Genomic DNA, 24,842 nt, shown 5'->3' on the forward strand with positions numbered 1-24,842 from the left:
ATCAGGGAGGAGACCTAAATGACGCGTTTCAGGACAATAGCCGGAGCTTTCACGGCGGCATTGCTGGCCACCAGCCTCTACACCGCAGCCCCCGCCGTCGCCGACCCGGATTCGGCACTTGCGGAACTGCAGAAGACGGTGCTCTCCAAGGGTCCGAACGGTGAAACCCCGGCGTCTGCCGCATCCGTCAAATTGAGCGACGAGGAACTGGCCAAGATCAAAGGCATGAAAGCGACAGCGGCGATCGTCATGCATTATGGCGGCAATGACTGGTCGCGCGCGCAGATCGCCGGCTTGAAGGATCAGTTCGGCAAGATGGGCATCGAGGTGATCGCCACCACCGATGCCGGCTTCAAGCCGGAAAAGCAGGTCGCCGACCTCGAAACGGTGATGGCGCAGAACCCGAAGATCATCGTTTCGATCCCCACCGATCCGTCGGCAACGGCCTCGGCCTACAAGGCCGTTGCCGACAAGGGCGTGAAGCTGGTGTTTATGGACAATGTGCCGGCTGGCTTCGTCGCCGGCAAGGATTACGTCTCCGTCGTCTCCGCCGACAATTACGGCAATGGCGTCGCGGCGGCGCATCTGATGGCCAAGGCACTGGGCGGCAAGGGACAGATCGGCCTGGTCTTCCACGCCGCCGATTTTTTTGTCACCAAGCAGCGTTATGACGGCTTCAAGAAGACGATCGCCGACAACTATCCCGACATCAAGATCGTCGCCGAGCAAGGCATAGGCGGGCCCGACTTTACCGGCGATGCCGAAAAGGCGGCCTCGGCAATCCTCACGTCCAACCCGAGCGTCAATGGCATCTGGGCGGTTTGGGATGTGCCGGCCGAAGGCGTCATCTCGGCGGCCCGCACCGCCGGCCGCGACGACCTCGTCATCACCACCTGCGACCTCGGCGAGAACGTCGCCATCAACATGGCAAGCGGCGGCTTTGTGAAGGGCCTGGGCGCCCAGCGTCCGTTCGACCAGGGCGTCACCGAAGCCTTGCTCGCCGGCTACGGCCTGCTCGGCAAGGAGGCTCCGGCCTTCGTCGCTCTGCCGGCACTCCCCGTCACCAAGGACACGCTGCTCGAGGGCTGGAAGGCCGTCTATCACGCCGAGGCGACCGACAAGATCAAGGGCAGCATGTAACGCGCCCTGCGGCCGGCGCACTCCCCGCCGGCCGCGCTTTTTTCAGTTCGATTAGGAGACCATCATGACCAAGACGCTCAACGTGGCGATGATCGGCGGCGGCTTCATGGGCAAGGCCCATGCGCTTGCCTATGCGGCGATGCCGATGTTCTTCTGGCCAGCGCCCGCCATTCCCGTGCGCAAGGTGGTGGTCGACGTCACCGACGCGCTGGCCGACGAAGGGCGCCGCCGCTACGGTTTCGAGGAATCGTCTTCAGACTGGCGCGCGGTGGTGAGGCGACCCGATATCGACGTCGTCGACATCGTCACCCCGAACGACAGTCATGCAGCCATTGCGATTGCGGCGGCAGAAGCCGGCAAGCACATCATCTGCGAAAAGCCCTTGGCGCGCGGCGGCGACGAGGCAAAGACCATGCTCGACGCGGTGAAAAAGGCCGGTGTCATCCACATGGTTGCCTTCAACTACCGTCGCACGCCGGCAGTGGCGCTCGCCCGCCAGTACATAGAGGAAGGCCGTATCGGCAAGATCCTCAACTTCCGCGGCACCTATCTGCAGGACTGGTCGGCCGATCCGGATTCGCCGCTGTCCTGGCGCTTCCAGAAGAAGATCGCCGGCTCCGGCTCGATCGGCGACATCGGCACCCATGTCGTCGACCTTGCCCGCTATCTGGTCGGCGAGATTGCCGAGGTCAGCGCGCTGGTGCGCACCTATAACAAGACGCGACCGATCCAGCGCGGCAATCTCGACAGGCTGGGTGCCGCCGAGAAGAACACCGGCGCCGAGCGCGCCGAGGTCGACGTCGATGACGAGGTGGTGACGCTGTTGAAATTCGCCGACGGCGCCATCGGTTCGCTTGAGGCTACCCGCAACGCCTATGGTCGTAACAATTTCATCACCTTCGAGATCCACGGCACCAAAGGCTCCATTGCTTTCAACTACGAACGGCGCGACGAATTGCAGGTGATGTTTGCCGATGATCCTGCCGATGCGCGCGGCTTCAGGACCGTCTATTCCGGTCCCGCGCACCCCTATGGAGCTGGCCTCTGGCCAATCCCGGCACTCGGCATCGGCTATTCCGAAACCAAGATCGTCGAGTGTTTCGATTTCTTCTCGGCCATCGCCTCTGGCAAGCAACCTTCGCCCAACTTCGAGGATGGCTACAAGACCGAGCGCGTCGCCGACGCGTTGATCGAGTCTGGTGAAAGCGGCCTGTGGACCAAGGTACGACCGTGACTGCCGGGACGCCTGTTCATTCAGTGGAAATGAAGGGCGTCACCAAATCCTTCGGCGGCGTCAAGGCGCTGGTCGATGTCGATTTGCAAGTGGAGAAAGGCGAGATCCACGCCCTGCTCGGCGGCAATGGCGCCGGCAAGTCGACCATCCTGAAAGTGCTGAACGGCGTGCATGTGCCCGATAGCGGCACCATTCTCGTTGAAGGCAAGCCGCTGACGGAGATCTCGCCCGAGGCCTCGCGCCGGGCAGGCATCGCGATGATCTTTCAGGAAATGAGCCTGATCCCGACGCTGACGGTAGCGCAGAACGTGTTTCTCACCCGCGAAGCCAAGGGCGCGTTCGGCCTGATCGATGACCGCACCGCGGAAAGGCGCGCCAAAGACCTGTTCGATATGCTGAAGGTCGAGGTCGATCCAAAGGCGACGGTCGGTAATCTGGGTGCCGGCCAGCGGCAATTGACCGAAATCGTCAAGGCGATCTCGCAGAACGCCAAGGTGCTGGTGCTGGACGAGCCGTCGACGGCGCTGGCTGTATCCGATGTCGAGCGGCTCTTTGCCTTCCTGCGCAAGCTGAGGTCGGAAGGCGTCGCCATCATCTATGTCTCGCATCGTATGGACGAGATCGCCCGCATCGCCGACCGCGCCACCATCCTGCGCGACGGCCGCCACGTCATCACCGCGCCGATGTCGGACCTGCCAGTGGAGACGATGATCGAACACATCGTTGGCAAACGCTCGCGCGGGCTATCCGACGTGGTGCGCGGCGCATCGAATGTCGGTGCGCCGCTGCTTGAACTCGACAATGTTTCAGGGGTGGAAAAACCGAAGAACGTCAGCTTCGTCGTTCACAGCGGCGAGGTGGTGGGCCTGGCCGGCCTGCTCGGCTCCGGACGTTCGGCGATCGCGCGTGTCATTGCCGGCATCGATCCGATTGTCGAAGGCGAGATACGCATCGGCGGCAAACCGATCGCGATCACCAAGCCAAGCGACGCCATCGAAGCCGGCGTGGCGCTGGTACCCGAGGACCGCTTGCGCCAGGGCGTCATCGCCGAGCATTCTGTCGCCTTTAACATCACGCTCGCTGTGCTTGACCGGCTGAGCAGCAACACTTTTATCTCGAACAAAAAAGTACGCGACCTGACCGATGAGCAGATCGCAAGACTGCGGGTCAAGACCGCGTCGCGCGACGGCGCCGTACGAACGCTTTCGGGCGGTAACCAGCAGAAGGTTGTTATCGGCAAGTGGCTTTCGACGGAGCCTGAAATACTCGTTCTCGACGAGCCGACCTCCGGCATAGACATCGGCTCGAAATCGGAAATCATCATGCTGATGCGCGAGCTTGCCAAGGCCGGCAAGGCAATCGTCATGATCTCGTCCGAGCTGTCCGAGATGCTGTCGGCCTGTGACCGCATCATTGTCATCTCGGAAGGGCGGGTGATGGATGATATCAGCCGTGCCGATCTCGACGACGCGTTGGCGCCAAAGGACGATCCGGTCGCGCAGTTGCAGGCGGCCGAGCGCAAGCTGCAGATCGTCATCCAGAACGCTCTGACCAAGAGCCAGGGAGGAACACATGTCCACTAGCCAGGCAGCCGCACCCAGGGCCTCGCTAATGGCGAGGCTGGGCCTCACCAACTGGCGGCAGAACATCATCTATATCGGGTTCGTCGTGATCTTCATCATTTTCGCGATCACACTCTTCGATAAGGGCTTTCTCAACCCCAACAATCTGCTCAACATCGTGCGCCAGACAGCAATGATCGCGGTGATGGCGATCGCCATGACCTATGTGCTGTCGGCCGGTGAGATCGACCTTTCCGTTGGCGCCGTGGCCGGGCTGGCCTCCGTGACAACAGCGATGGCGATCGATGCCGGGGGACCGCTCACCGGTATTGTTGCCGGTCTCGCCACCGGCGTCATCGTGGGCTCCGTTAACGGGCTCCTAACAACGCGGATCGGCATTCCATCCTTCCTCACCACGCTTGCCACGATGGGCATAGCCACTGGCACCGCGATGTGGATCAGCGATACGGCCGCGGTGCCGATCATCTCGAAGAGCTATTCCTGGATCTTTGGTGGCGGCAATGTCGGACCGGTACCGGTGCTGCTGATCTGGATGCTGGTCCTCGGCGCCATCGGTCATATCGTGCTGAGGCGGACGAGCTTCGGCCGGCGTGTGCTGGCAACCGGTGGCGGCGAGATGGCGGCGCGCTATTCTGGCATCGACACCAAGTCGATCAAATTCCGCGTCCTCATCATCTCCGCCATGGCGGCTGCGCTGGCCGGCATGCTTTATGCGGGCCGGCTGCAGTCCGGGCGGTTCCAGCTCGGCCAGGGCGACGAACTGTCGGTCATCGCCGCCGCTGTACTTGGCGGCACCAGCCTGTTCGGCGGTTCCGGCACGGTGATCGGGACGATTGTCGGCGCGCTCATGATCGGCCTCATCAACAATGGCCTCATCCTGATGGGCCTGGAATTCAGCCAGCAACTGATCGCGCGGGGCGCCATCATCATCCTTGCCGTCGCGCTCAGCCAGGGAAGGAAATGAGGTGGCGATTCCCTACACGATCATCGGCACCGTCGTCGCAAAGCCAGAAACCCGGGAAGAATTGCACAAGATCCTGTCGGGTTTCGTCGAGCCGACACGAGCCGAGGCAGGCTGCATCAATTACGACTTCCATGTCGATCCGGCCGACCCTTGCGTGTTCATGTTCTATGAGAACTGGCGGTCGAAGGACGATCTCGACCGACATCTGGCGATGCCGCATCTGAAGCCGCTGTTCGGCCGCCTCGATGACCTCGTCGCACGGCCGGTCGATGTCCGCCGTTTCGTCATGCTGAGCCAGATAGCACAGTGAACCAGAAGAGTGATCGTCTGGTACCCATCCGTTTCGGCATGGTCGGTGGCGGGCAAGGCGCCTTCATCGGCGCTGTGCACCGCATCGCTGCGCGCCTCGACAATGATTTCGTGCTGGTTGCCGGTGCTTTGTCATCCGATCCGGCGCGGGCGAAAGCATCGGCCGCCGAACTCGGACTCGATCCGGACCGCAGCTACAGCTCGTTCGCCGAGATGGCAAAGGCCGAGGCCAAGCGGCCGGACGGCATCGAGGCGGTGGCCATCGTCACGCCCAACAATGTCCATGTGCCGGCGGCGAAGGCGTTTTTCGAAGCCGGCATCCACGTCATTTGCGACAAGCCGCTGGCCACGACGCTGGCAGAGGCGAAGAGACTGGCTGCGCTGGTCGAAAAGACCGGCAAGGTCTTTGTCCTCACCCACAACTACACCGCCTATCCGATGGTGCGGCAGGCGCGCGAGATGGTAGCCAAGGGGCAGCTCGGCGACATTCGCATCGTGCAGTCGGAATATCCGCAGGACTGGCTGACCGAGGACCTGGCCGCCACCGGCCAGAAGCAGGCAGCCTGGCGCTCCGATCCCAAGCAGGCGGGTGCGGGCGGTGCGCTGGGCGACAGCGGCACGCATGCCTACAATCTTGCCAGTTTCGTCTCCGGGCTGGAGCTCGATTCGCTGTCGGCCGATCTCGACGCCTTCGTGCCGGGGCGGTTGCTCGACGACAACATCAATGTGCTGCTGCGCTTCAAGCCTGTCGGAAAGTTGCACCCGGCCAAGGGCATGATCTGGGCAAGCCAGGTGGCGCCCGGCCACGAGAACGGGCTGAAGCTGCGCATCTATGGCTCGAAGGGCGGGCTCGAATGGGTGCAGGCCGATCCGAACTATCTCTGGTACACGCCCTTCGGCCAGCCGAAGCAGTTGATCACCCGCAATGGCGCCGGCGCGCTCCCCGTCGCCGGTCGGGTCAGCCGCGTTCCGCCGGGGCATCCCGAAGGCTATCTCGAAGGCTTCGCCAACATCTACCAGGAGGCGGCACGCGCTATCCGCGCGGCGCGCAAGAAGGGCGGCAGGCCGGCAAAGGATGTCATCTTCCCGACCATTCAGGACGGCGTCGAGGGCATGGCCTTCATCGAGGCCTGCGTGAAGTCCTCGAAGAAGAATGGGGCATGGACGAAGCTAGGCGCAACCTGAGATTGGCAGCGACGGACCGCTCACGGACGGACAAAACATTGAAACATTCTACGAGATGTGAATGCTATACCGTCCCATCGGCTTTGAGGTCTCTGATTTCAAAGTCTTTCCGCAAGCTCCCGGTCCGCTCAATCCAACGTATCCGGCACCTTCGCATGGTATCTCTTCCACCACCCACGATCGTCACCACAGTGGTGAAACGCTAGCGACTGTCGGCCCAGTCACGGCGCGACGCCGGATGCGCCCAATTTCCGCCTGCAGCTTTCGGCGAGTCCGGCGTGATGAGCCAGTTGTTCGCGAACCAGCTGTGAACCGATCCGGTCGCCCGGAAACGAGCTTGGCCCCGCCCGGTGTGTCCGGGCGGGGCGTTATTCAGGGCCGCCTACTCGCCGTTACGGCGGAGACCAGATGAGGCTGAAGCCTTCGCCTTCCTCGTCGTTGAAGAGGTTGGCGTAAATCGGAGCGTTGAAACTCGGGTCGTCCAGCTTCAGGCCGAGATAGTCGCGGCCCTCGTTGGAGGTCTTGGACCAGGCGGCGCCGATCTCGGCGGGCCCCCGGCCAGGCCTTGTCTGCCTTGTCGGTGGTGTGCCGGCTTGGAGGAGACCTCTGCTGCCTTTGCATCTCCGTCGGCCGCGCGCGATCGCCCTATGGTCGCTGCCCGACACTAGGCGGGGCCGCTGTCGTGGCGTGCGGCCGACGGACGCGGAACTCAGCGCTCCATCTGCGAACCGTGGCGCAACGCGAAGCGGCTTAGGAATGCCCACAATGGCTTCGCTCTGAGCTCCGAACAGCTGCCGATCGCGACCGCGCCGACGATCGAGAACGCGACCTGCCATTCCACGGATGGCATGGCGAGTTTCGCGAGACCGTGAGTCGCGTGATAGCCGGCAACCGCTGCTGGTGCGGCAAAGAGGAGTCTGTCGCGCGGCTTAAGAGGCTATCGATGATCAGCGCGGCCAGTTGTTAGGCTCTCCCCGCGCACAGCAACGGAGATAGCTGTGAAGCCACGCCAGGTCCGCTGCCAGCCGCTAGCGAAAGAAGACGATGGACAGCATCCGCATCCTTGAAAGGCTGATTGGCTTTCCGACCGTCAGTCGGGATTCCAATCTCGACCTCATTGCTTATGCGGCGGAAATGCTGCGGGAGCACGGCATCGCCAGCCGCCTTGTCCATTCGCAGGACGGACGCAAGGCCAATCTGTTCGCCACCATCGGGCCGCAGGATCGTGCGGGCGTCATGCTGTCGGGCCATACAGACGTCGTGCCGGTTGATGGACAAGACTGGACGCTTCCGCCTTTCGAAATGACCAACCGCGATGGCAGACTTTACGGGCGAGGGGCTGCCGACATGAAGGGCTTCGTTGCCTGTGCCCTCTCAGCCGCGATCAAAGCCTCTACGCTCCGGCTTGCGACACCGCTTCATCTTGCTCTCTCTTATGACGAGGAGATCGGATGCATCGGCGTCCGCAGCCTCATCGAGGCCTTGCAGGCCGCACCGCGCAAGCCGCTGCTGTGCATCGTGGGCGAGCCGACCAACATGCAGGTCGCCACCGGTCACAAGGGTAAGATCGCGGCGCGCGCCGTCTGCAAGGGGAGCGAGGGCCATTCGGCACTGGCGCCGCTGGCACTCAACGCCATTCATCTGGGTTGCGACTTCGTTGCAGCTCTGCGCAAGGAGCAAGCTAGGCTTGAGCGCGAGGGGCCGCGCGACGGCGATTATGATGTTTCCTACACAACCGTCCACGCCGGCAGGATGAACGCTGGAGTGGCGCTGAACATCGTGCCCAATTTGTGTCACATCGAGTTCGAGATCCGCAATGTTGCGCAGGATGATCCCGAGGCCATCCTGGCGACACTGCGCATAGAAGCGGGTCGCATCGCTGCACGGGCGGCCACGTTCGCGCCGGAGGCGGCGATCGACGTTGCAGTTTTCAGCAGCTACCCCGGCCTCGACACGCCGCCGACTTCCAAGGCCGTGACCTTCGTCAAATCACTGACCGGCGCCAACGATACCATCAAGGTCGCGTTTGGCACGGAACGCGGGCTGTTCAGCCGGGATCTCGGCATGCCGACCGTGGTCTGCGGGCCGGGGTCGATGGCGCAAGGCCATAAACCGGACGAATATGTAACGGTCGAGCAAATCAGGCGCTGTGACGAGATGCTGGAGAGGCTTCTGGACAGACTGAAAGGGGGTATTTCTCTCGGCAGAGCTGCACTAGACTAGTAGCTTCACCGGTCGGCAGTCCCTTTAGTTTTGGACAAGAGGCGGTCAGCTCGGCGCGACGCCAACGATACCGTCGGCTTCTTTCCTAAGCTTCTCACCTGATGGCTGAGGCAAACGTATTCAGAATGCTTACATTGCCCTCCATGAGTTTCGACCTGCCGAAGACATGCCACATGATGTGTATCGGCTCGGGGGCAAGATCGCTGAGCGCCACCAGACGTGACGCAGCATCCTGCGTCACGCACCATGCCGGGAGGATGCTCGCCCCGAAACCTGCGGCAACCAGTTCGATTATTGCACTCGTCGACTCGATGCGGACGATCTCCTTCGGCCAGACGCCTGCCGGGCTGAAGTAGCGCTCGTACTCGAAGCCGTGTGCGGGATGATATGAGAAGGCGAGATACTTCTGTTTCTTGAAGAAATCGGCGGCCAGGGGCGCGCTGGCCCGACTGGAGATCGGCACAACGCCCACCAGCCTGTCCCCAAACAACGGCAGCGATGGCAGGTTTTCGAACTCCAGGCTGGTCGGCGACAAGAACAGGTCGGCGCTCCCGGCGATAACAGCGGATTGCAGATCGTGGTTCGCCAGCCTGACGAGTTCGAGCTTGAGCCCGCCATGCTCCTTGCTGAGCGCGGCGGCGACCTGTGGAAGCCAATGGACATGGTCGTAGTGGCCCACCGCTATCCGCAATACCGGCGATGTGCCGCGATGCAGCTGAATGGCGTCGGCTTCCGCGGTCTTCAGCGTGTCTTCGGCATAGATAGCGGCTTCCAGCAGCCGCTCGGCTGCCTCCGTCAATCGGATCCCTCGACCCACCCGGTCGAACAGGCGAATGCCGAGCCGGCGCTCAGCTTCCCGGACCTGATGGCTGGCGGCCGGCTGTGTCAGGCCCAGGGATGTGGCGGCGGCGCTGAGTTGTCCGTGGCGGCGCACGGCGATCAGCAACTGGTAATGTCTGCGGTCAAGGTAGGTCATATGAGAATTTAGAATGATTTGCCGAGAAATAATCAATTGGAATTTGCTCTGCCCCGAGCGCAGTTTTGCCTCGCCGCAACGCCTCGCGTTGGGCCCGGCGTCCCGGACACCGCATCAAGTCATTCGATCAAAGCTAACGGCGGACGCAGTTTGCGCCCTCCGGGAGGGAAGCATTTTCCATGTCGAGCCTCGTACACGACGCTGCCGAGAAATATGCCACGCTTTCGCTCGACACGGTGCGCAGCGTCGAGATGCTTCGGCTCGACCGCGTTCGCCAGCAGGCCGCCGCCCACAATCTCTCGGCCGTGCTGCTCTTCGATCCCGTGAACATTCGCTACGCCACGGGTGTGCGCAACATGCAGGTCTACTCCGCGCGCAATCCGGCGCGCTATGTGTTCATTCCGGTGGGCGGACCGGTGGTTCTGTTCGAGTACCGCGCCTGCGAGCATCTGGCCGAGAACCGCCCAACCGTCGACGAGATCCGGCCAGCGCGGCCAATCATGCCGCTGCACTCCGGCCACAAGCATGTCGGCCACCTCAGAGAATTTGTCGCCGACATCGAGGAACTGGTCGCCAGGCACGGCGTCAACGGTCGCCGCATCGGCGTGGAAGCGACGACGACAGGAGCGATGCTGGCGCTCGCCGCGGCAGGTTTTGACATAGTCGACGCCCAGATCCCGGTGGAAAAGGCGCGTGGCCTCAAGGTTCCCGGCGAAGTCGACATGATCCGCGCCTCCTTGCGTCTCACCGAGGCCGCCGTACGCGAGATGGAGGCGGCGCTGGTTCCGGGCGTCACCGAGAACGAGCTTTGGTCGGTGCTGCATCAAAAGCTGATTGCCGGCGGCGGCGACTATATCGAGACGCGGCTGCTGACCTCCGGTGCGCATACCAATCCCTGGTTCCAGGAGACCTCGGACAAGATCATCCAGGCCGGCGACCTGGTCGCCTTCGATACCGACGCGGTCGGCTGCTACGGCTACTACAGCGACTTCTCCCGCACGTTTCTGACCGGCGACGGCAGCGCCTCTTCGGCGCAGCGGACGCTTTACGGACTTGCCCAGGAGCAGATCGAGAAGAACGTCAATCTGCTGCGCCCGGGGCTCGGTTTCCGGGAGTTCGCGGAAAACGCCTGGCTGATCCCCGGCGCCTACCAGAAGCACCGCTACCTCTCCTTGCTGCATGGCTGCGGCATGACCGGCGAGTATCCGATCATCGCGCACGCATCGGACTGGGACGATGTCGGCAACGACGACAACGAGGTGTTTGTCCCCGGCATGACGGTCTGCGTCGAGAGTTTCATCGGCCACGAAGACGGTGGCGAGGGTGTCAAGCTCGAGGAGCAGGTGCTGATCACCGAGACCGGGGTCGAGAGGCTGTCAGTCTACGGATATTGCGACCGGCTCTCGGCCTGAGCGCGCCGCGATGTGCCTGGCAATTTCGAAGCGCCTGTTGTCGGGGCGAATGGGACACGTCTCGGATCGATGCCGAGGCGAAGGGAGAGCAGGCTGCCTGTGAGCAGCGCTGCAGGGGATGCGAGAGGAGAACATCAAATGACGACAGTCTCAGAGATGAATTGCCAGACCAGGACGAAGGTGGCGACCTTTGCGCGGGAGACGCGAGCCGGGCGACTTGACCGCCGCGAGTTCCTGGCAATCGCCAGCGCCTTCGGCCTGTCCACGGCTGCAGCCTATACGATGATAGGCTTGTCGGCGCCGACTCCGGCGCGTGCCGGGGAACCAGTGAAGGGCGGCGTCCTGAAGGTCGCCACCGCGGTCAAGGGGATGAAGGATCCGCGCACATTCGACGAGGCTGAACTGGGCAATGCCGGCCGGCAGTTCCTGGAAACGCTAGTCAAATACACCGCCGACTTCACCTTCGAGCCGATGCTGCTGGAGCGATGGGAGGTCAATGCGGATGCGACCGAGTATGTCCTTCATCTGCGCAAGGGCGTGAAGTGGAACAATGGCGACGATTTCAGCGCCGACGATGTGATGTTCAACATCGCGCGGTGGTGCGAGAAGAACGTGCCGGGCAATTCGATGGCCGGGCGCATGGGGGCGCTGATCGACGAAAAAACCGGCACGCTGCGTGATGGGGTCGTTACCAAGGTGGACGATCATACGATCCGCCTGCAACTGGCTTCTTCCGACATCTCGATCATCCCCAGCCTTTCGGATTACCCCGCCTTGATCGTCCACCGTGACTACGACAAATCTGGCGGCAATCTCATCGCCAACCCCGTCGGCACCGGGCCGTTCGAGCTCGTTTCGTACGAGGTCGGCCAGAGGGCGGTCTTCAAGCGCCGCGAGCAGGGATCCTGGTGGGGCGGCGAGGCCTATCTCGATGGCATCGAGTTTATTGACTACGGCTCGGACCCCTCCGCGCTGGTCAGTGCTTTCGAGGCGGAAGAAGTCCACACCAACTATGAGACGACGGGCGACATGGTTGCCGTGATGAACGGGCTTGGCTTGCAGAAATCCGAAATTCTGACCGCAGGCACGATCGTCGCACGCACCTCGGTGCAAGCCAAGCCCTATGACGACGTGCGGGTTCGCAGGGCGCTGCAGCTGGCGGTCGACAATTCGGCCGTGCTGCTTCTCGGCTATGCCGGGCTGGGTTCGCCGGCCGAGAACCACCATGTCTGCCCCATTCAACCCGACTACGCCAAACTGCCGCCAGTCGCCCGCGACCTGGCGCAGGCCAAGGCACTCATGGCCGAGGCCGGCCAGGCGGATTTCGAGCATGAGCTGATCTCGCTCGACGAGGAGTGGCACAAGAACACCGGCGACGCGGTCGCAGCCCAGCTGCGAGAGGCGGGGTTCAAGGTCAAGCGCACGGTGCTGCCGGGATCGACGTTCTGGAACGACTGGACGAAATATCCATTCTCGCTGACGGTATGGTCGATGCGCCCGCTCGGCGTGCAGACGCTGGCCATCGCCTACCGGACAGGCGAGGCTTGGAATGAAAGCTCGTTTTCCGACAAGGCATTCGACGAGATCGTTACGAAGGCCCTATCGGTCGCCGATCCCACGGCGAGGCGCGAGCTGATCGGCAAGGCCGAAAAGATCCTCCAAGATTCGGGCGTCATCATCCAGCCGTTCTGGCGCAAGCTGTTTTGCCACTCGGCGACGGCTGTACAGGGCCGCCGGATGCACCCGACAGGGGAGACCTATTTCGACAAGGCCTGGCTTCAGACCTGAGGTCTGGTGATGCACCGCGGGCGATCGCGGCGGCGCAAGGGTCATGATGGGCGCCCTGACCGCAAAGAACCTGCAACAAGGGTTGCCTATCTTGCGGGCGAGGGGAAACTGTCGATCTCGATCGGCCGGGCCGCTCGCTTGGAAGAGAGCATTCAGCTGATCGCTGATTTGAGAGCGGGCCTGCCGGTCAAGGGCAAGGCCGTGATCGTCTTGTCTTAGGCGCAGGCTCCCCGGCGGGCCGCTCAACTCTTTCGAACGTCTGTCGCAGCCGGTTAAGCGCAAGCTGCCGAATTCGGCGGTAGAATCGAGGGAGTCTTCAACAGATGGCACTTCAGGCAATAGTAAAAAAATAAACTAGGCTATCTTAATATTCCTAAATCTTTAAAATCCTCATTTAAGTATCTCTGAGAGAGTATGCTTTAAGAAAGCGTTCGATGACGGACAGAATGCTTTTTCTATGCGCGTCGTAGTCTTGGGAGGCGGGATCCGAGGCCATGAGAACCCAGAAGCCGGTAACCATGGCGAACAAGCCGCGTGAGAGAGCTTCCGCGTCCATGCTCGAAAGCTCTTCATTGAGTAGGGCACGAAGTTTGCCGCGGACGGTAATTTCCGCATTCAATTGGATCTCTTGCAACGCGGGGCTTTGCCGAAGGCGCGCTACGAGCACGTACCAAGCGGTGACAATTTCGGGAGTGAGTTGATCTGGGCTTAGATATCCCAACAGGATGCTCTTTACCCGCGCGGCAGGAGACTGCTGCGAATTCGACGCACGTTCCGCGTTTGCCAGGATCTTGGCGTAAAGCGCATCATAAGTGGCGTTCAGCAGACCATCCTTGTCTCCGAAGTAGTGGCCCACGATTCCGGCGGTTAATCCGGCGCGTTTCGCGATGCGCTGAATGCTTGTCTTTTCAAGGCCGTCCTCATGGATCGACACGATCGTCGCCTCGATAAGTTGTTCCCTGCGTTCCTGCCACGTTTTGTGCTGACCCATCGTTTGTGCCCTGCCGACTCTAAAGTTTGCGTTGTCGCTTCTCATAGGCGGTATGCGCGGCCGTTTCCATTGAGCAGCACTCGCCGTTAGCCTACCATACATTTTTTTGTTGTACCGTTCAGCAAAAATGATAATGCTTTTCAAAATGGGAGAGGCGAACATGAAAACTCACAAATTCGCATTGAACAGACGAGAGGCGTTGGTGGGTGTTGCAGCCAGCATGATCATGGCTTCGACCAACCCGTCCGTGGCACAGACTCCGAAAAAAGGAGGGCGGTTGCGCGTGGCTCTCGCGGCCGGAGCAACGTCCGATACCGTCGATCCGGCGGTGATGGATAGCGCGTTCACCATTCCGATCGCCTACACCGCCTTCAACCACCTGACTGAGACAGACAGTAGCGGTAACGTTGTCCCCGAGCTCTCCGACGAGTGGTCTTCGGAAAAGTCCCCGGCGGAATGGACCTTCCGGCTTAGAAAAGGCGTGGAGTTCCACAACGGCAAGACGATGACCGCCGCCGACGTCATCGCGTCCCTCAACTACCATCGCGGCGAAAATTCTAAGTCGGCCGCCAAGCCGTTCCTTGATGCAGTGGAAGAGCTGAGGGCGGATGGCTCCGATAGAATCCGCGTGCGACTCAAGGCGCCAAACGTGGATTTCCCCTCGACGATCAGCGACTATCACTTTGTCATCTTGCCTTCGACTGATGGCAAGATCGACCCGCTTGCCGGGATCGGCACCGGTCCTTACGTGCTCCAGAAACTCGATCCGGGTGTTGGCGCCTCGTTTTCACGCAATTCGAACTACTTCAAGTCCGATCGCGCCTTTTTCGACGAGGTCGAACTGCGTGCCGTCATTGACGATGCCGCGCGAAACAACGCCCTCCTTACTGGTGAAGTCGATGGTATCGATCAGATTCCGTTGCAGATCGCGTCCCGGCTGAAGCAAGTTCCCGCAATCAAGATCGTGGAGACGGTGGGCACCGAGCACAACACGTTGCCCATGCGCACGGACATCGCTCCGTTCAACGATGTCAACGTTCGCATGGCGATCAAGCACGCGATCGATCGCGACGCGATCGTCGACAAGATCATGTTCGGTTACGCAAAGCCGGGCAACGACAATCCCATTTCGCGAGCATATCGCTACTTTGATTCCAGCTTGGAGTTGAGGAAATACGATCCCGAGAAGGCGAAGTGGTATCTCAAGCAGGCAGGACTATCGTCTCTCCAGGTTGATCTCAGCGTCGCCGGCAGCCCGTTCCCGGGGGCCGTCGAGACCGGTTCGTTGGTGCAGGACGCTGCCCGCGCCGCGGGCATCGAAGTCAACGTGATCCGGGAGGTCGATGACGGCTACTGGTCGAACGTGTGGATGCAGCGCCCTTGGTGCGCGGCAAGTTGGGTCGGTCCTGCAAGCGAAGATTGGATTTTCACCAACGCCTATGCCCAAGGCGCTGCCTGGAACGATACCTTTTGGAAGAACGAGCGGTTCAATCAGTTGCTTGTCCACGCCCGGGGCGAGCAGAACGACAACCTGCGGCGCGAGATGTATGCGGAGATGCAGCGTCTCGTGCGCGACGATGGCGGGGCGGTTGTGCTGACCTACAATAGCTACGTCATGGGTCTGCGCGACAATGTCGAACACGGCCCTTTGGCGGCCAACTGGCGTCTTGACGGGTATAAGTTCGCCGAGCGTTGGTGGTTCTCTTGATTGCGTTGAACGCTATTCGGCTCGTCGAGCATGCCTGGATACCACTACGCGACGGCAGGAGACTTGCCGCTAGGATGTTCATGCCCGAAGTCGGCGGGCCTTGCCCCGCTGTGGTGGAGTATAATCCGTACCGCCGTCATGACATCACACGCGCCAGAGACGGCGTTGTCCACCGCTACTTCGCGCAGCGCGGTTATGTCTCCATTCGATTGGAGATTTCTGGCACGGGCGATTCGGATGGCCTGCTCACAGATGAGTACTGCGATCGTGAGATCGACGATCTTGAGGAGGCGATCGACTATATTGGCCGGCAGCCGTGGTGCTCGGGAGGCGTCGGCGTCCTAGGCCACTCCTGGGGCGCATTCAGCGCCCTTCTGGTGGCGCAGCGGCGGCCGCCTCGGTTGAAGGCGATAATTCCGGTCATGGGATCGGATGACCGCTATAGGGAATGCATTCACTATAACGATGGCTGCCTGCTGGCGTCCAATCTGGTCTGGGCATCGTTCATGCAGCTATACTCGGCCCTGCCGCCCAATCCAGACGTCGTTGGAGAAACGTGGTTGTCGACATGGCGGAGCAGGCTGGCCGCCCAGCCACTCTGGGCCAGCCAATGGATGCGTCATGATCGCTTCGATCCCTATTGGCGGCAGGGGTCGGTCGCGCCAGACTATGGTCTGATCGATTGCCCCATTTATGTATTCGCCGGTACCGCGGATCGCTACCGGGACGCAGGGTTTCGTCTTTTGGAAAACTGCACCACCTTCGTGAAGCTTACCATGGGTCCGTGGGACCATTGTTATCCGCACGAGGCTGCTTACCGGCCCATCGACTTTCTAGCGGAAGCCGTCCGCTGGTGGGACCGCTGGCTGAAGGGAATCGATACCGGCGTTGAACGCGAGGCGAGAACAGCCGTGTGGATGAGCGGTTCCGCCGGTCAAGGATACTGGGTGACGCCACCTGCGGGGACGATACGCGAGACCCTTAGCCTGACGGCCGACAGGCCGGCTGGCGTGGCCGCGCTGAAGCCGTTGCTGGACACAGACTGGGTCGTTTTACCGGAATCGGCATGTGGCGAGCTTAGCTCGGCCGACAACTACGTCCAGTTCTGGGCGGCGCCGGCGGCGAAAGCGATGAACCTCTTCGGGATTCCGGAATTGGCATTGCGCTGCGATCAGGACGCTGCGGCGGGCCAACTCGTGGCGCGGCTTTATGAAGTAGTACCGGGCAGAAATGCGACCGAAATAGCAAGGGGATCCTCGAGACCTAGTGGCCCGACAGCGCCGGGCGTCACCGAACGTCGTATCAGCTTCCACACAGTCGCGTGGCGGCTACAAGCAGGCAGCCGCCTGTGTGTCGTGGTATCCGACGGGCTGTGGCCGGCAATCGCCCCGGTACCCGGAGAGACGTTCCGTGGGCAAGATCTTTCGGACGTGCGGCTCACCCTGTCCATCGGCGGGGATCAGATGGCGCATTTTGAGCCATTCGCCTCCGTGTCGGACCGGCTGCCGGCAGATATCGTCGTGCTCTCGCCTCCGCAAACAAAGATCGTGTCGCACGAATCTCCCGGGACGGGCGAGCGCATGGTACAAATATCATCGCATGCCGGCATATTCGGCGAATACACGCGCGCCTTCCTTCCCGACATCGTAACCGAGATCGAACATAGGGTGACGAAGGAATTCCGGCTCAGCCATCGGAGCGCGAGCACATCCACCGTTGGGCACGATTTTCGACTGGAAAGAGACGGCTGGGCGATTGGCCTGCAGGGATCTTTTTCCCTGACTTCGGGTACCGCCGGTCTTCAGCTCAGGGGCGACATCCGCGCGTTCGTCAGCGGATCAGAAATATTCCGCAAGCAATGGCCCGATGAGGTGATCGTCCCAGAGGGGCAAGGGAACGTGCAACGGCGACGCGTTATGCAGGAGGCTGAACCGCAATGAGCAAATTCTCCGACATAATCGGCGGAACGCTGGGAGCGACGATAGCCAACCGCTTTTTGCTAGGGATCTACACGCTTTTTATCGTCTCTATCCTCATATTCTCGGCGATTGCCTTTCTACCGGGGGACTATGCCAAAGCCGCTCTCGGTCACTCGGCCACACCCGAGACGGTGGCTGCGCTGCAGAAGGAACTGGGGCTGGACCGGCCAGCGCCCGAACGGTATTTGCGTTGGATCGGCCACGCGGCACAGGGCGATTTCGGGTCCTCCTTCTCGGCGGGCGGTACGCAGCGGCGTCTCGTCATCGACATCATCCTTCCAAGACTGAAGAATACGCTGCTGCTTGCCGGTGTCACCGCGTTGCTGGCGGTTCCGCTTGCGCTAGTCCTCGGCGTGCTCACGGCGCTCGCCAGGAACAGCTTTCTGGACCGACTGCTCAATGCCGCGACGCTGACCGCCATCTCGTTCCCCGAGTTCTTCGTCGCCTACGTGCTAATGCTGCTTCTGGCGGTGAAGTTTCCGCTTTTCAGCTCGATGGCGAGCATGAGCGCGGACATGCCGATTGTGGAGAAATTGGCGCGTATCGCCCTGCCGGTGCTGACCCTGACGCTTGTGATCCTCGCTCACATGATGCGCATGACCCGTGCCGCGATTATCAGCTTGCTCAACAGTTCCTATGTCGAATGTGCCCGGCTCAAGGGGCTTCCGGAGTGGAGGATTGTCGTCGGCCACGTGTTGCCCAATGCTTGGGCTCCAATTGCCAACGTCGTTGCGTTCAATCTCGCCTATCTGGTCGTTGGCGTAGTGGTGGTGGAGGTCGTGTTCGTCTATCCGGGAATCGGCCAGACCATGGTGGACGCCATCCGCCTGCGCGATGTGCCTGTGATCCAGGCCTGCACGCTCATCTTCGCCGTCACCTTCGTCGTTCTGAACCTGCTGGCCGACCTGATCGCCATCGCCACAAACCCAAGGCTCGTTCACCCCAAATGACGGCTCCTGCTGCAGTTTCAGAGACGAAGAAATCCACATGGATCTGGAAGGCCTCGCGCCTGCTCGCGTCGGCGCCCGCAAGCGCGCTGTTCGGGCTGGTCATTATCGCGCTCTATTTGCTGGCCGTCATTTTCGGACCGCTGGTGGCACCGTATGGTGAAGCAGAGGTGGTCTCCAAAATTCCCTTCTCGCCTTGGAGCCGCGAATTCCTTCTGGGTACCGACCAACTGGGCCGGGACACATTTTCCCGGCTGCTGTTTGGTGCGCGCAATACATTGGGCATCTCGTTGGTCACCGTCTGCCTGTCCTTTGGTGTCGGAGGAGTTTTGGGCATGTTCGCGGCAATCAGGGGAGGGTGGGCTGACAAGCTGCTGCTAAGCCTGACTGACGCGTTGATGGCGATACCGCCGTTGATCTTCGCCCTGATTGTGCTGTCGATCGCGGGTTCGTCGATCCCGAGCCTGATCGTTGCCATCGCCGCAGTCGACATAACCCGGATCTTCCGACTGACGCGTTCGCTTTCGGTCAATGTCCTGGCGACCGATTTCGTGGAGGTGGCGCGGCTGCGGGGCGAAGGATTGAGTTGGATCATGTCGCGCGAGGTGCTGCCCAACGTCCTGCCCCTTCTGGTCGCAGAATTCGGGCTCCGCTTCTGCTTTGTCTTCCTCAGCATTTCGGCGCTCGCCTTCCTTGGCCTGGGCATTCAGCCGCCCACTGCCGACTGGGGTTCGATGGTCCGGGACAGCGCCGTCTTGATCTCCTACGCCGACTTCACGCCGCTGATTCCGGCCGCAGCCATCGGCCTGCTGACGGTGGCGGTCAATCTCGTGGTGGATTGGATCCTCCACGTGACCAGCGGCCTGCGTGAAGCTGATTGATACAGAAGACGATCAAGGAAGAAACGCACTGTTATGGAACGCAAGTTGTGAAAGCTACATTGGAAACAACTGGGTCAGTCGAGGGGCTGTTTGGCCGGCATCGCAAGATCATGCCGTACGATCCTTCCGAGGAAGGCCTGCTGCGGGAAAGGTCGCGGCAGAAGGCGGCATCCTTGAACCAGCATGCCATCGGCTATGGCCCCGTCACGGAAGCCGAGTGGGCCTCCGCCGGAATAGCAGCGCCCGACCTCACCGCCATGCGGCGCTACCGTCTGGAACGCATCAGGAGTGAACTGAAAAAGCGTAACTATGCCGGCGCGCTTCTCTATGATCCAGTTAATATTCGCTACGCCACCGACTCCACCAACATGCAACTGTGGGTCGCTCACAACCCCACCCGCCACTGCTTTGTCGCGACTGAAGGGCCGGTCATCCTCTTCGACTATTTCGCATGCGAGCACCTTTCAGATCATGCCGGAACGGTAAGCGAGGTGCGTCCAGCGATTTCCTGGATGTATCTCTATGGCGGCGAGTTGACCGAACTCCGCGTCAGGCGCTGGGCCGGTGGCATTGCGGACCTGCTGCGCGAGCACGGCGGCTCAAACAGCCGGCTGGCTGTCGATCACCTCAGCGCGGAAGGGGTGGACGCTCTGCAGCAGCTCGGCATCAGCGTGCATAGCGGCGAGGCGGTCATGGAAAGCGCTCGCCTCATCAAGTCGGCGGACGAAATCCTGTGCATGCGACGCGCGATCGTCGCCTGCGAATCGGCGATGGGCGAGATGGAAGCGTGCCTGCGGCCGGGAATCTCGGAAAATGAGCTCTGGGCAGAGCTTCACCGCGGCAACATCGCCCGTGGTGGGGAATGGATCGAGACACGCCTGCTCGCCTCGGGGCCGCGCACCAACCCCTGGTTCCAAGAGTGTTCGTCGCGTGTTATCGAAGAGGGCGATCTTGTAGCCTTCGACACTGACTTGATCGGTCCCTACGGCTTTTGCGCAGACCTATCCCGCACTTGGCTTTGCGGTGACGTCGAGCCTACCGACGAGCAGCGCGACCTGTTTCGGATCGCCGCCGAGCAGATAGCGCACAATACGGCCCTGATCCGACCAGGCATAGGCTTTCGTGAGCTGGTGGACCGGTCTGCCGTTGCGCCTGCCGATTGCTTCCCCACACGGTATGGAGTGCTCTACCACGGCGTCGGCCTGGCCGACGAATACCCTACGTTGCCGCATGCCCAGGACTGGACCTCCGACACGCCTGACGGGGTCCTGGAGCCCGGTATGGTGGTCTGTGTCGAGAGCTACATCGGCCGTCTTGGCGGGCGCGAGGGGGTGAAGATTGAGGATCAAGTGCTCGTCACAGCGGATGGCCATGAGCAACTGTCCTCCTATCCACTCGACCCGAGACTTTCGGCGACAAGCTGACTCGTGAGGATCTGCAACGCGCCAGGAGCGGTAGAATACTCTGGCAAGCGGAGCTGCGCGACCATTTACGTGGCTCAACAGGGGTATGTGCAAATGACTGACGCTGCGGAGACGATGTCGGGTGAGCAACTGCTCGACATCCGCGACCTCAGGATAGAAGCAAACATCTATCCACCGGGGGAGTCGAGCCAAACCATTACGGTCGTTGATGGCGTTTCCCTCCAGCTCCGAAAGGGCAAGGTGCTTGGCTTGATTGGCGAATCGGGAGCCGGCAAGTCAACGATCGGACTGACATCGATGGCATATGTCCGCGGCGGGTTGAAAATCACCGGCGGCCAAGTTTGCTTCAAGGGTCGCGACATACTCAAAGGCGGACCGCACGCCGTGCGAGCGCTACGCGGAAAGGAAGTCTGCTATGTCGCCCAGTCGGCGGCCGCGGCCTTCAATCCGGCACACAAGCTTATCAACCAGGTCGTCGAGTCCTCGCTGATGCACGGTGTGACCCACAGGGCGGATGCCGAAAGGCGCGCGGTGGCACTCTTTCGGAAGCTTGGCCTCCCCAATCCCGAGACCATCGCACAACAGTATCCTCACCAGGTTTCTGGGGGACAACTCCAGCGTATCATGACGGCTATGGCGTTATGCTCGGAACCGGATCTGATCGTGTTCGACGAACCGACAACCGCACTCGACGTAACCACGCAGATAGAGGTGCTCGCCGCCATCAAGGAAGCCATCCGCGGCACTGGCGTTGCAGCCCTTTACATTTCGCACGACCTCGCAGTTGTAGCGCAGATGGCGGACGACATCATGGTGCTGCGACACGGGCGACTGGTGGAGTTTGGCGCAACACGCGAGATCATCAACGAGCCGCGCCAGAATTATACAAAGGCGTTGGTCTTGGGTGGTGAAATCCACCATGACGAGCAGGCGCCGGATGGCGTTCCGATCTTGTCCCTCAAGGGCATCGATGCTGGATACGGTGATGGACGGACAAAGGTGCTCAAGAACGTATCGATGGACCTTTATGCGGGCCAGACCCTGGCCGTGGCCGGCGAATCGGGCTCGGGCAAGTCAACTCTGGGGCGTGTCATCACAGGGCTCCTGCCGCCTGCACGGGGCGCGATCACGTTCGACGGACGGATGCTTGCCGGACGACTGGCGAATCGAAGCAAGGACGATTTGCGACAGCTTCAGATGATCCATCAGATCGCCGACGTTGCCATGAATCCGCGCCAGACGGTTGGCGATATAATCGGCCGGCCACTGAGCTTTTACTTCGGCACCGGGGGAACCGAAAACCAGCGACGGGTTGCCGAGTTGCTTGATCAGATCGAAATGGGCAAGGGCTTTGTTGATCGCTACCCGTCGGAACTGTCAGGAGGCCAACGGCAGCGGGTCTGCATCGCTCGCGCGCTGGCGGCGAAGCCGAAGCTGATCATCTGTGACGAGGTGACTTCCGCGCTCGATCCGCTAGTGGCAAACGGCATCCTGAAGCTGCTTCTTGATCTCCAGCAGCAGCAACAGATGGCCTATCTCTTTATCACCCACGATATTGCCACCGTGAGGTCGATCGCGGATTCCGTGGCCATTATGTATCGCGGTGAAGTTGTGCGGTACGGTCCGAAAAGCAAGGTTCTCACGCCACCATTCGACGACTACACCGAACGTCTGCTCGACTCCGTGCCGAAGAAAGAGATTGGCTGGCTGGAGCGAGTTATCGAGGGGCGAGCAATGCAAAGTACACGCGACCAACATTGAAAGTGCTTACGCTGGTGGCAACCCTGCGCGTCCGGTCTGACATCGGCGGACCAAGCGCTACGCATCACGCTCACACAGGCCGGTAGAGGGATGATGTTGTCTTCTCTGAACCCGATCCGCAAGCTATTCTCGGAAATGTGCAATGACAATAGTGATTGATAATGCCGCTAGCTGGCGCGACATCGCGCAGGTGAGCGAAGGCGAATCTCTGGCGCTTGCTGCGACCGCGTGGGAGCGGATCGCCTATGCAAACCAGATCGTAGCAGCCATCGTCGAGAAAGGCATCCGCGCCTATGGCGTGAATACCGGGGTCGGTGCGTTGGCAAGCAAGGTTGTGGCGCCTGCCCTGCAAAAAAGACTGTCGCGGAACATCATTCTCAGCCACGCTTGCGGCGTAGGTGACCTGGTGCCAGCACGCGGCGTGCGTGCCATCATTGCTGCACAAGTGGCAAATTTCGCGCATGGCCATTCGGGTGTGAGCCCAAGGATCGTCCGCAACCTGCTCGCCTTTCTCGAGCGCGATTGCATTCCGGACGTACCGTCTCGTGGATCCGCTGGATATCTGACGCACAACGCGCATGTCGCGTTGGTGTTGATCGGCGAAGGCAACGCAAGTGTTGCAGGTCGCTCCATGAGCGGGCGCGAGGCTCTACTTGAAATAGGTCTGGAGCCGTTGGTACTTGGCGCGAAAGAAGGTCTGAGCCTTGTCAATGGCACTGCGTGCGCCACCGGCCTGTCGAGCATCGCGCTGCTGCGCGCGAAGCGTCTGTTGGAATGGGCTGACGCCGTAGCGGCGTTAACGCTAGAGGCCGCAGGCGCGCAGGTGGCGGCGTTTGGCGAACAGACCCTGGCCATGAGGCCTTCACCCGGCATTCAAGCCGTGGGCAGATCGCTGCGTGGCTGGCTCAACGGCAGCGGGCTTATCGCGGCGGCTAGCGGCAGCCGCACTCAAGACGCGCTGAGTCTTCGAGCCGTGCCACATGTTCACGGTGCCGCGCGTGAAGTGTGGGATCGATCCGCACAATTGGTCGACCGTGAATTGGCTTCGGTCACTGACAATCCCGCGGTATCCGGGTCGTTGCGCGATCCTCTGGTCGTTTCCGAAGCGCATGCTGTTGCGCCCGCGCTGGGGCAGGCCGCTGACGGTCTAACGATCGCCTTGGCGCAGGTGGCTGGAATGAGCGAACGTCGGATCGACCGTCTCGTCAACCCACTTGTCAGCAATTTACCGGCCTTTCTTGCCAATGAGGACGGATGCAATTCAGGCTTTATGATCGCCCAATACACCGCCGCTTCCTTAAGTAACGTCAATCGCCGCCTGGCCGCCCCAGCAGCGACGGATGGGGGTGTCACATCCGGCTTGCAAGAGGACTTTCTTGCTCATCCAACCGTCGCAGCCAACAAGCTTTTGGCTGTTATAGACAACGCGGAATACATCTTGGCGATCGAACTCATGGCAGCCGCGCAAGCACATGATTTTCTAGCCGAAAGAGGTGCACGTGCACCCGGTACTGATGCGATCTACCGCATGGTTCGAGACTGTATCGCTCACTACTCCGACGACCGCCCGCTCTCCTGGGATGTGGAAGCACTGCGCAACTTCATCCGCACAGTCGACGTGTCGCAACGTCCGCAGGCCCTGTCGAGCCCGTGAACCTTCGCGTCTGCTTGCCTCTTATCAACCCGAAGTCGCACAGCACCCCACCGAGCCCAGTGATGTCTGACGCGCGGCGAGGGCTTAGCAACCCCTGCACGGTTTGGATGCAATCTTAAACGCCCTTCTGACCAAGATCCTAGGGCGGCGAGATCGCTGCTTGTCACGGCGACATTTTCTTCAGATAGCGGACTTGTACAACAGCTTGTTGCATCCACGTCATCCATCGGATCGAGACCTGAGGAGAACGCCGGTGCCGTCACCGCCGAATTCTCGTCGCCAAGAGCTGCTATGCCGGTAGGGACGGGTTGGTGTTGGGCGGCAGCGCCTCTTCCGCCTCATGATCGTCCATAAGGATATCGCCATTCACTGCCAGCGGCTGGCCTATCCAGATCGGATCGACGAGATGGTCGCGCCGGGGGTTAGTCGTATTCGGGTGGATGAGTATGTTGAGCCCCCTATGGTTCAGCATCAGCCACGGGACGAGTGAAGCGAAAATCTCGTTCGCAAATGAGACCTGGTACATTGCCTGGTCGTGCGGGCCGACTTTCTGCTCGTGCCAATTGCCCAAGCGTACGCGGAAACGCTCTCCGATGCGAAGACGCAGCCATTCGGCCTGTTGCCGCTCAGTTTGCCCGTCGTAGTAGATATGGGCATGATAGCTGGCAATCTCCGCGAGCGAG

Annotated in this window: 19 protein-coding genes and 1 pseudogene; 16 read left to right on the forward strand and 4 right to left on the reverse strand. The window is 61.1% G+C overall.

Annotated features, from left to right (window positions below; all coding sequences use genetic code 11):
• Nucleotides 1-18 precede the first annotated feature (18 nt).
• From NMG80_RS04750 to NMG80_RS04775, 6 genes are all read left to right on the forward strand, one after another.
• A complete protein-coding gene (locus NMG80_RS04750) occupies nucleotides 19-1,140 on the forward strand; it encodes a substrate-binding domain-containing protein (protein WP_254017067.1) in 1,122 nt (373 codons plus the stop codon).
• A gap of 64 nt (nucleotides 1,141-1,204) precedes the next feature.
• Nucleotides 1,205-2,374, forward strand: coding sequence for a levoglucosan dehydrogenase (locus tag NMG80_RS04755; RefSeq protein ID WP_254017068.1), 1,170 nt, complete (start codon nucleotides 1,205-1,207; stop codon nucleotides 2,372-2,374).
• Nucleotides 2,353-3,957, forward strand: coding sequence for a sugar ABC transporter ATP-binding protein (locus NMG80_RS04760; protein ID WP_367185921.1), 1,605 nt, complete (start codon nucleotides 2,353-2,355; stop codon nucleotides 3,955-3,957). Before NMG80_RS04755 ends, NMG80_RS04760 begins: the two co-directional genes overlap by 22 nt.
• A complete protein-coding gene (locus NMG80_RS04765; protein WP_254017069.1) occupies nucleotides 3,947-4,921 on the forward strand; it encodes an ABC transporter permease in 975 nt (324 codons plus the stop codon). Before NMG80_RS04760 ends, NMG80_RS04765 begins: the two co-directional genes overlap by 11 nt.
• 1 nt (nucleotide 4,922) lies before the next feature.
• Nucleotides 4,923-5,231 carry a putative quinol monooxygenase gene (locus tag NMG80_RS04770; RefSeq protein ID WP_254017070.1) on the forward strand — a complete coding sequence of 103 codons (309 nt, stop codon included), beginning with the start codon at nucleotides 4,923-4,925 and terminating at the stop codon, nucleotides 5,229-5,231.
• Nucleotides 5,232-5,269: 38 nt separating this feature from the next.
• Nucleotides 5,270-6,415 (forward strand): Gfo/Idh/MocA family protein, encoded by a 1,146-nt coding sequence (locus tag NMG80_RS04775; RefSeq protein WP_254017091.1) that lies wholly within the window; start codon nucleotides 5,270-5,272, stop codon nucleotides 6,413-6,415.
• A gap of 392 nt (nucleotides 6,416-6,807) precedes the next feature.
• Here NMG80_RS04775 and NMG80_RS04780 read toward each other — a convergent pair.
• A pseudogene (locus NMG80_RS04780) lies at nucleotides 6,808-6,969 on the reverse strand (DUF736 domain-containing protein); the annotation flags it as partial.
• 490 nt (nucleotides 6,970-7,459) lie between these two features.
• On the opposite strand from NMG80_RS04780, the gene argE reads away from it, so the two are divergent.
• Complete coding sequence (gene argE, locus NMG80_RS04785; protein ID WP_254017071.1) at nucleotides 7,460-8,638, forward strand: acetylornithine deacetylase; 1,179 nt, start codon at nucleotides 7,460-7,462, stop codon at nucleotides 8,636-8,638.
• Nucleotides 8,639-8,732: 94 nt separating this feature from the next.
• Here argE and NMG80_RS04790 read toward each other — a convergent pair whose 3' ends face one another.
• Nucleotides 8,733-9,614: a LysR family transcriptional regulator gene (locus tag NMG80_RS04790; RefSeq protein WP_254017072.1), complete on the reverse strand. Its 882-nt coding sequence runs from the start codon at nucleotides 9,612-9,614 to the stop codon at nucleotides 8,733-8,735.
• 179 nt (nucleotides 9,615-9,793) lie between these two features.
• Between NMG80_RS04790 and NMG80_RS04795 the strand changes: the two genes are divergently transcribed.
• Entirely contained in the window at nucleotides 9,794-11,026 is a 1,233-nt protein-coding gene (locus NMG80_RS04795; RefSeq protein WP_254017073.1) for a M24 family metallopeptidase, read from the forward strand.
• A gap of 138 nt (nucleotides 11,027-11,164) precedes the next feature.
• Nucleotides 11,165-12,814, forward strand: coding sequence for an ABC transporter substrate-binding protein (locus NMG80_RS04800; protein ID WP_254017074.1), 1,650 nt, complete (start codon nucleotides 11,165-11,167; stop codon nucleotides 12,812-12,814).
• Nucleotides 12,815-13,208: 394 nt separating this feature from the next.
• Here the strand turns inward: NMG80_RS04800 and NMG80_RS04805 are convergent, their stop codons facing one another.
• Nucleotides 13,209-13,805 carry a TetR family transcriptional regulator C-terminal domain-containing protein gene (locus NMG80_RS04805; protein WP_254017075.1) on the reverse strand — a complete coding sequence of 199 codons (597 nt, stop codon included), beginning with the start codon at nucleotides 13,803-13,805 and terminating at the stop codon, nucleotides 13,209-13,211.
• A 160-nt stretch (nucleotides 13,806-13,965) separates the two neighbouring features.
• Between NMG80_RS04805 and NMG80_RS04810 the strand changes: the two genes are divergently transcribed.
• From NMG80_RS04810 to NMG80_RS04840, 7 genes are all read left to right on the forward strand, one after another.
• Nucleotides 13,966-15,513, forward strand: coding sequence for an ABC transporter substrate-binding protein (locus tag NMG80_RS04810; RefSeq protein WP_254017076.1), 1,548 nt, complete (start codon nucleotides 13,966-13,968; stop codon nucleotides 15,511-15,513).
• Nucleotides 15,501-17,453, forward strand: a complete 1,953-nt coding sequence (locus tag NMG80_RS04815) for a CocE/NonD family hydrolase (protein WP_301942620.1) — start codon at nucleotides 15,501-15,503, stop codon at nucleotides 17,451-17,453. The genes NMG80_RS04810 and NMG80_RS04815 overlap by 13 nt, the downstream gene beginning before the upstream one ends.
• Nucleotides 17,450-18,442 (forward strand): ABC transporter permease, encoded by a 993-nt coding sequence (locus NMG80_RS04820; RefSeq protein WP_254017078.1) that lies wholly within the window; start codon nucleotides 17,450-17,452, stop codon nucleotides 18,440-18,442. The genes NMG80_RS04815 and NMG80_RS04820 overlap by 4 nt, the downstream gene beginning before the upstream one ends.
• 116 nt (nucleotides 18,443-18,558) lie before the next feature.
• Nucleotides 18,559-19,320, forward strand: a complete 762-nt coding sequence (locus NMG80_RS04825; protein WP_367185922.1) for an ABC transporter permease — start codon at nucleotides 18,559-18,561, stop codon at nucleotides 19,318-19,320.
• A 110-nt stretch (nucleotides 19,321-19,430) separates the two neighbouring features.
• Nucleotides 19,431-20,744, forward strand: a complete 1,314-nt coding sequence (locus tag NMG80_RS04830) for a M24 family metallopeptidase (protein WP_254017092.1) — start codon at nucleotides 19,431-19,433, stop codon at nucleotides 20,742-20,744.
• 93 nt (nucleotides 20,745-20,837) lie between these two features.
• Entirely contained in the window at nucleotides 20,838-22,505 is a 1,668-nt protein-coding gene (locus NMG80_RS04835; RefSeq protein ID WP_254017080.1) for an ABC transporter ATP-binding protein, read from the forward strand.
• 142 nt (nucleotides 22,506-22,647) lie between these two features.
• Complete coding sequence (locus NMG80_RS04840) at nucleotides 22,648-24,159, forward strand: HAL/PAL/TAL family ammonia-lyase (protein WP_254017081.1); 1,512 nt, start codon at nucleotides 22,648-22,650, stop codon at nucleotides 24,157-24,159.
• A 289-nt stretch (nucleotides 24,160-24,448) separates the two neighbouring features.
• On the opposite strand, the gene NMG80_RS04845 is transcribed toward NMG80_RS04840, so the two are convergent.
• Nucleotides 24,449-24,829 (reverse strand): DOPA 4,5-dioxygenase family protein, encoded by a 381-nt coding sequence (locus tag NMG80_RS04845; protein ID WP_254017093.1) that lies wholly within the window; start codon nucleotides 24,827-24,829, stop codon nucleotides 24,449-24,451.
• Nucleotides 24,830-24,842 lie beyond the last annotated feature (13 nt).

It is taken from the genome of Mesorhizobium escarrei (genome assembly GCF_935825525.1).
Taxonomy (GTDB): Bacteria; Pseudomonadota; Alphaproteobacteria; order Rhizobiales; family Rhizobiaceae; genus Mesorhizobium; species Mesorhizobium escarrei.

Bases quoted from the DNA above. Each gene is read 5' to 3' on its own strand.
- NMG80_RS04750 (WP_254017067.1), top strand. From the start codon at position 19: ATGACGCGTTTCAGGACAATAGCCGGAGCTTTCACGGCGGCATTGCTG.
- NMG80_RS04755 (WP_254017068.1), top strand. From the start codon at position 1,205: ATGACCAAGACGCTCAACGTGGCGATGATCGGCGGCGGCTTCATGGGC.
- NMG80_RS04765 (WP_254017069.1), top strand. From the start codon at position 3,947: ATGTCCACTAGCCAGGCAGCCGCACCCAGGGCCTCGCTAATGGCGAGG.
- NMG80_RS04775 (WP_254017091.1), top strand. From the start codon at position 5,270: ATGGTCGGTGGCGGGCAAGGCGCCTTCATCGGCGCTGTGCACCGCATC.
- argE (WP_254017071.1), top strand. From the start codon at position 7,460: ATGGACAGCATCCGCATCCTTGAAAGGCTGATTGGCTTTCCGACCGTC.
- NMG80_RS04790 (WP_254017072.1), bottom strand. From the start codon at position 9,614: ATGACCTACCTTGACCGCAGACATTACCAGTTGCTGATCGCCGTGCGC.
- NMG80_RS04795 (WP_254017073.1), top strand. From the start codon at position 9,794: ATGTCGAGCCTCGTACACGACGCTGCCGAGAAATATGCCACGCTTTCG.
- NMG80_RS04800 (WP_254017074.1), top strand. From the start codon at position 11,165: ATGACGACAGTCTCAGAGATGAATTGCCAGACCAGGACGAAGGTGGCG.
- NMG80_RS04805 (WP_254017075.1), bottom strand. From the start codon at position 13,805: ATGGGTCAGCACAAAACGTGGCAGGAACGCAGGGAACAACTTATCGAG.
- NMG80_RS04810 (WP_254017076.1), top strand. From the start codon at position 13,966: ATGAAAACTCACAAATTCGCATTGAACAGACGAGAGGCGTTGGTGGGT.
- NMG80_RS04820 (WP_254017078.1), top strand. From the start codon at position 17,450: ATGAGCAAATTCTCCGACATAATCGGCGGAACGCTGGGAGCGACGATA.
- NMG80_RS04830 (WP_254017092.1), top strand. From the start codon at position 19,431: ATGCCGTACGATCCTTCCGAGGAAGGCCTGCTGCGGGAAAGGTCGCGG.
- NMG80_RS04835 (WP_254017080.1), top strand. From the start codon at position 20,838: ATGACTGACGCTGCGGAGACGATGTCGGGTGAGCAACTGCTCGACATC.
- NMG80_RS04840 (WP_254017081.1), top strand. From the start codon at position 22,648: ATGACAATAGTGATTGATAATGCCGCTAGCTGGCGCGACATCGCGCAG.